At 51.6% G+C, this 6,434-nt stretch carries 1 protein-coding gene; it reads right to left on the bottom strand.

From position 1 onward, the window contains the following. The coding region (locus tag HOK28_00065; GenBank protein ID MBT6431452.1) for an NAD(P)-binding protein at nt 1-6,387 on the bottom strand (6,387 nt) is incomplete at its 3' end. Nucleotides 6,388-6,434 lie beyond the last annotated feature (47 nt).

The following is a 6,434-nucleotide window of genomic DNA, read 5'->3' as shown; positions in this document are numbered from 1 at the left end:
GGATATCAGTCGTACCATGGCGCAAAGGTTTCGAATAAGAGGCAGGGCAATCGGATAGTCTTCCTCGGCTTCACCCTCTGAAAGTTTGCCAAGCGTGAACTGCTTAGCAATGACCACACCCGCCCCGAAGAGTGTGGTGACAGAAAGCCACGCAGGGTAAGCAAGTATCCACATCAAGACTGTAGCGGGAAAATGATCAGCTGTGGAAGGTAATAACCCAAGGAACTCGCAAGTACCAAAGAGCATTCCTCCGAGTGCCAAAGGCCAAAGCAGTGTGGCGCTTACGAGATGCGTGAATCGTTCCTTGCCTGAAACCCGAATGGGCTGAGCTGATTCATCGCTGCTCTGGGTTGCGGGTATACCGCGGGCAATTGCCTTGGAGGCTATCCGGTGACCCATGGACAACACAGCGTGAGAATCAAGAAGCGCCCCCTCGCCCAGGCTGGCACCAGGCTCAACAATTCCCCGGCTCCAAACGGCACTATTCTCGCCGAGATTAGTTGTTGCTAGAATAAGTGACCCATCCACAAACATGTGTGCACGCACCCGTCCGCGGTTTCTGACGTAGGCTTGTTTGCCAACCTCGAGCAGGTCGGCATCAATGAGTGAGAAGCTTGGAGCAGAACCACCAAAGGGTGTTTGAGCTCCCGACGAGACATTTGCGCCGAGGGCATTGAGTAGCCAAGGACCCATGATGGTATCACTAAAGGGTGCCCATACAGTTTGCTGACCAAATCGAAGGAAGAGGTTACCAAGCCACCAACGAAGATGTGTCCGACCGTAAAGTGGGTAGCGCCCGGGTCTTAATTTACCGACCAAGATGTGTTTGGCCAAAACTGAGATGCTGGTGAATGCTGTTGTGAAGAGCATATACCAAATCGGGATGGATGCGATGGCGAGAGGGATGCTGGAGGTGTCGATAAATGAGACTCCCCAGCTTCCAACTTTTGCACAGGTGGCGAGTGAAACGGCCAAAGCGATAAATCCGAAGAATTGAACAATGACCGCGGCGGGTCCAGGTAAAGGGCTCTCGCTGCTTTCAGGCAGTGATTCGATAAATTTTCGCCGTGATGGTCCCGAATCGGGAACGTTTTGTCCACTGGTTGCATCTTGGGTGGGTGAGGATGTGTCAGCCTTGACCTCATTGCCGCCGGCAGCTTCAAACAGGAGCTGTGCTAAAAAGTCAGAGAGCTCCCCAATCGTCTCCATCTGCAAGAGCACCAAAATATCAACCTCGTCCCGCAGCTTGGGAGGCAGGCGTGTGGCAATAGCATTGGCAAGGCGGGCAAAGTGCAGAGATGAAAGTTGAATATCGCTGAGTTTGGTATCCTCACTCAACTCTTCAGGTAGATCTGAATCGATAACGCTGCTTAATAGCTTGATCAGGTTCCGAACGATTTCTTCGGGTGTACTCCCGAAGCCTTCGTTAGCTTCGTCTTCTGTACGCTCTTCAAAAGGTTCATGAAGTGGAATCGGTGGATTCAGAATTTCCACACTGCGGCCTGCTCCCACAAGGCGATTAACAGTTTCCAGAGCGGTAACGATGGCATCTTCGTGAAGTGTTAAGCCGCGGCTCCAGCTGCCGCAAAAGTGTACGGCCTGTTTACCTTGGAGTTCGTTGAGTTGCTTACGCAGCTTCTGAGTGTGTGGTGTAACCTGGACATGCTCGAAAGCAAATGAATCCGGACCCGTTTCTCTTCCGGCTGCCGCATAATCATAAACTGCATATATCGGTGTTTGACCGTCCCGGGTGCACTTCTTATTGATGACCATTGGTAAGGTGTGCGTGAGGTCGGAAATACCTTCGTCCTCGGGCGGCAACTTGATGGTTAAGAGTTTCGGGAGTTCGCAGCCAAGCGGAGATTCTTTATATATTTTGACGACACTTACGGTGTGGTGGAACCCACCCAGCACTTCGGTCTCATCCTGAGTGGCGTGACCGTTAAGAACCGTCAGGGCATGATGGGGTTGAATGGCCAGGACGAGGTGGCCTGAAGTGAACTCCTCGGCCGAACCGTCTTCGCCCGTACCTGTGAGGGTCACTGAGTCGATATTTCTTGCGGTGGTAACGACTGAGATCTCGGTTTGGATTCTCACGCCCTTTTGCCTGAGGATTTTCTCAAACTGGGACATGTATTCCTGATTGTCGACTTTGAGCAATTCAATGGATTCAGACTTTTCACGGGCGGCGTTATTGAGCCACATCCAGGCCAGTAGACGAGCAGGGTAGTCCAGGTAGTATTGGAGTGGGTGCCCAGCAAAATAGTGAATCACTCCACCCACAAACCAAGTGGAAAGAAATTCATTAGACAGCTTCAATCGGCCAATAAGATCTCCGACGGTTTCTCCGTCCGACTCAGGTCTATCCAAAGCTTGAGTCAGTGCGACGATGAATCGTTTGGCTTCTTCTTCCGTATCAAGGCCAGGTTGAGTCCAACCTTGCCCTTCTCGCCACCAACCTACAAAGGGTGAGTTGAGCCAGTCATCGCCTTGTCCATGGGATTTAGGTTCAACATCGAGCGCCTCTAAGAGAGCGATAAGGTTTGGCCATTGGGCTCGGCGAAATGCTCCGAATGCCGGCTCACGCATATGCTGGCCACCCAAAACTTCTTTCGTGCAGGCATGACCGCCAAGTGATGCGGAACGTTCGAAAACCGTGACTTGATAACCGAGGTCCGAGAGTTCCAAGGCCGCCCTGAGGCCGCTTGCACCGCCGCCGACCACTGAAACCTTCATGTTGTTTGGAACATGGTGGGCTAGTTTTGAGTTTTGCGGAGCCTGCACATGGCGGTAGATCTCACGCCGAATTCTGTTAAGACGGCCCAAGGGTAAATAGGCCGCATCGCTTACGGAAAATGGGTGGAAGCGCATTGTGTCGTCATGCTTGGGCTGAACCGATTGGGACCGAACATGCAGCTCGCCGATGACCGTATAAGGCGTGGTCCATTCAACCAAGGTATCGTTGACCGGCGTGATATCCGGGTGGGATGCCTTTTGAATAGATAACTCAAGCACAATGTCTTGTTGAGCATGGGAAAGTAGAAGCTTAAGGCGAGTGGCCCTTGCGTGTTGGTCTGTGGCCGCAGCAGATTCAAGAGCTTCGTATTTGGTGCGATGCTCCGCGCTTAAAATAGATTGAGTATTTTGCCCTGGGGCTGGCTCAAGGCGAAACTTCACGGCTTGATTGTTTTCCCAGCCATACGCGCTGATGGTGTAATAGGGCTGAAGCAGTGCATCTGATGAGCCGTGTTCTTCGTTCTCTGCGGCGGAATTAACCAGTTTGACGGCATCGTTGGGAATCGTAGTCGTTGTAAGAAAGAGAAGGTCATGCAACGTTTTGCCATCGCGATGAAACTTAATGGCCAAACCGCCAGCGCCGAATCGAGTGGATAGCCGAACGATAGCTTCATGTGCTCCGTTACCACTGGCAAAGACACCTGCCGTGGCAATGTTCTCTTTCGGGATATAGCTCGCATGAAACGTACCGATATGGACGTCTTGATCTGGCGTGGTTGCTTCACCGCCGCTTGCGTCATAACGCTCGGTGAGTTCTTTAACATCGCGTGTGTCTCGTGCGAGGTTTTGGCGGTTGTCGTGAAACGGGCAACCTGAGGCGCCAGAAGGTGGCGCTGCCGACTGTATCGCGTTTTCTCCCTTGCCATCGATAAGCGCCCCGATAAGATCTTGGAAAGGGCAAATCAAAATGGTGGAACCATTGTTTTCATCGGCCAAGTCTTCTGACCAGTACCACACGCCTACGTAGTCGCCGTTATCGTCTTCATTAAGTGATAACATTGAGCGAACTGTCGTAAAGTTTGTTCCAGGCTCATCGTTTTCACTTATGGTTTTAATGCCGAAGCCGGGGCCAAGTACTTGCTCATCATTCCCTATTTCAACCGTCTGTTCTAAATTGAGAATGACTTGATTGAGTTCGAGAAGCTCAGCGGGGCCCCAATTGAGGTCTTTCCAAAGAAGAGCAAACGGTGTGGGGTGGGCCAGTGCATCGTAAAATGTTTGATGAGTTTGCAATAAGGCATCGGTAAACGTTTGCGACTGCGCGGGTAGACGTAAAACCATCCCATCCGCAAAACAGCCAATGATTTGCTCTGTTTCGGGCCGCCGAGCGGCCACAGGCATACGTACCAGTAGTTCATCTGCGAGGGTAAGCCCACTCACTTTACCTAGGACTTGGGCGTAAACTGCGGTGAATAGCACATTGAGGGATGTCTTGTAGCTTTTGGCAAGTGAGCGCAACGCGTCGATATCTTTGGCGCGTATGATGAACCGCTCTTGGTAAGCCCGAGCACGTAAGGTGGTGGGCGGTGCTAAGCGGGGCAAGGGTCTTTCTAGCTTGGCTCGCCAATACTCAAGATGGCCTTTCCAATGGTCTGCTTCTAAATCTTCTAGCTGCCAATATGCGGCATCTAGTTGCTGAGGTGTATGATGCTCTCCAAGTTCAGGTTCGGATGAGACAACGCCTAAAGCTTTGCCAAGCTTAGTCCAAAAATGTCGTAGGAGAAGACCGGTAGACCATCCGTCGGAAATCGCGTGGTGAACGACAATGAGTAAAATTGCGCGTGTGGGGGACCGGCGAATAACACGCACCCTCAAGACACGCTCGGTAATATCGATGGGGGCATCCACTTGAGCCCGGGCTAAGAGAGTTGCTTCTTTGTCGGAGGATGCCGGAAACTCAAAGAACGAATGGAGTGGCAGTTCCCGTAGTATGGACTGCTCGAATTGTCGCGGTCCTATTTGCCTAAATTGTGTGCGCAGCGCGCTGTGCTCAGCCGCAAGTTCTTGGAGAACCGTATTCACCGTTTGGCTGGATATGGGTCCATCAAGCCACCGTGCTACTGCAATATTCCATTCGCCGGTGGGTTCTCTAGATAAGAAATGTGAAACCAGAATACTTTGCTGGGCTAAGGTAACCGGGTGACCTCGTAAGGTCCAGTCCATCTCGGGGATGAGTTCGCGGCTTTCGGTTTTCTGTGGGGGTGCCGAAAGCGAAAGTCCCGATTCGCCCAAGATATCGATGATAAACTCTATGAGTTCACCAACGGTCTCCATGTGCAAAAGTTCAGAAACGTCGAAGTCCTCGGGGCCCGCCATCTGGTCGCTTAGGGCATTGGCCAACCGAGCAAGGTGGAGCGAAGAAGTTACGACTCCTTGGAGCTCGGTTTCTTCGGTAATTTCGAGATCTTTGCGGTGAGGCAATATCTCATGAATCATCTCCTCGATACTTTCCAGGATGGCCGCCCGTGAACCGCCGAGCTTCGTCGTACTCGACTCTTTCCAGGATTCGAAGGGAGCGGGAAGGGCAACCGGTGTATCTAATACCGGGTAAGCGAACCGCTCTCCGAGGATTCTATTGGCACTTTCTATGCCGGTGACAATGGCATCTTCGTGAAGCGTAAGCCCTCGGCTCCAGCTACCGCAAAAGTGTATGTGGTCGACTCCCTGAATCTCCGGGAGTCTCTGTCGCATCCGCTGCGTTTCGGGATTGACGCGAGCATGCTCGAAAGTAAAGGTTTCACCTTTGATGCGACTCTTGTCCGCATGAGCGTAGTCATAGGTCGCAAAAATCGGGGTTTTGCCATCGCGTACACACGGCTTGTAGATTGTAATAGGAAGCGTGTCGGACCGCGAAGGAGTGGGTTCATTTGCGTTTGGAAGTTCCACATTGAAGAGCTTCCAGCTGTCGGGGTTGGCCGATAATGCGCCGGGCTCTTTGTGGATGATAACCTTATCAATGGTATGTTCAAAGCCACCGAGTATTTGTAACTCAGCTTCGCTTGCGCAATTGGATAGAACGCTTAAAGCATGATGAGGCTGTATCGCGAGAATAAGCTTGGAGAACGACGCCTGGGTTTGTTCGGTGCCCTCGAGGTTTAGTTTTATACATTCATCAGACCGCTCAATGACTCTTGCTTGAACGCCGGTGTGTATTTTAACTCCTAAATGCCTGAGCTTTTCTGCAAACTGTTGAATATATGTATCGTTGTCTACACGAAAAAGTTCGATGGGTTCGTCGTCGATGCGGTCGGCATTGTTGAGCCACATCCAAGCCAATAGCCTAAGCGGGTAGTCTAAATAGGTTTGGAGTGGATGCCCGGCGAAGTAGTGGATGATGCCGCCAATAAATCCTTTAAGCAAAAACTCATCTGACACCTCGAGTTCGTCAAAGAGTTCACCTACGGTTCGTCCATCAGCTTCTGGGTCCCGTAGAGCCCGGGTGAAGGCCAGGATAACCTTTTGCATGGTTTCCATAACATCAGGGTTTCGTTCGATGTTGTGACCGCCTTTAGCAAACCATCCGGCGAAGGGTGAATCGAACCAGTCGTGGGCTGCGCCGTGTGAGATGGGCTCGACATTAATTTCTTTCAATAAAGCCCAAAGGTTTGGCCACTGTCTGGCCCGGAAGGCACCAAATG

This window comes from Deltaproteobacteria bacterium (assembly GCA_018668695.1).
Lineage (GTDB): Bacteria > Myxococcota > XYA12-FULL-58-9 > XYA12-FULL-58-9 > JABJBS01 > JABJBS01.
The sequence above is the reverse complement of the archived record's forward strand: the minus strand, read 5'-3'. Positions and strand labels throughout refer to the sequence as shown.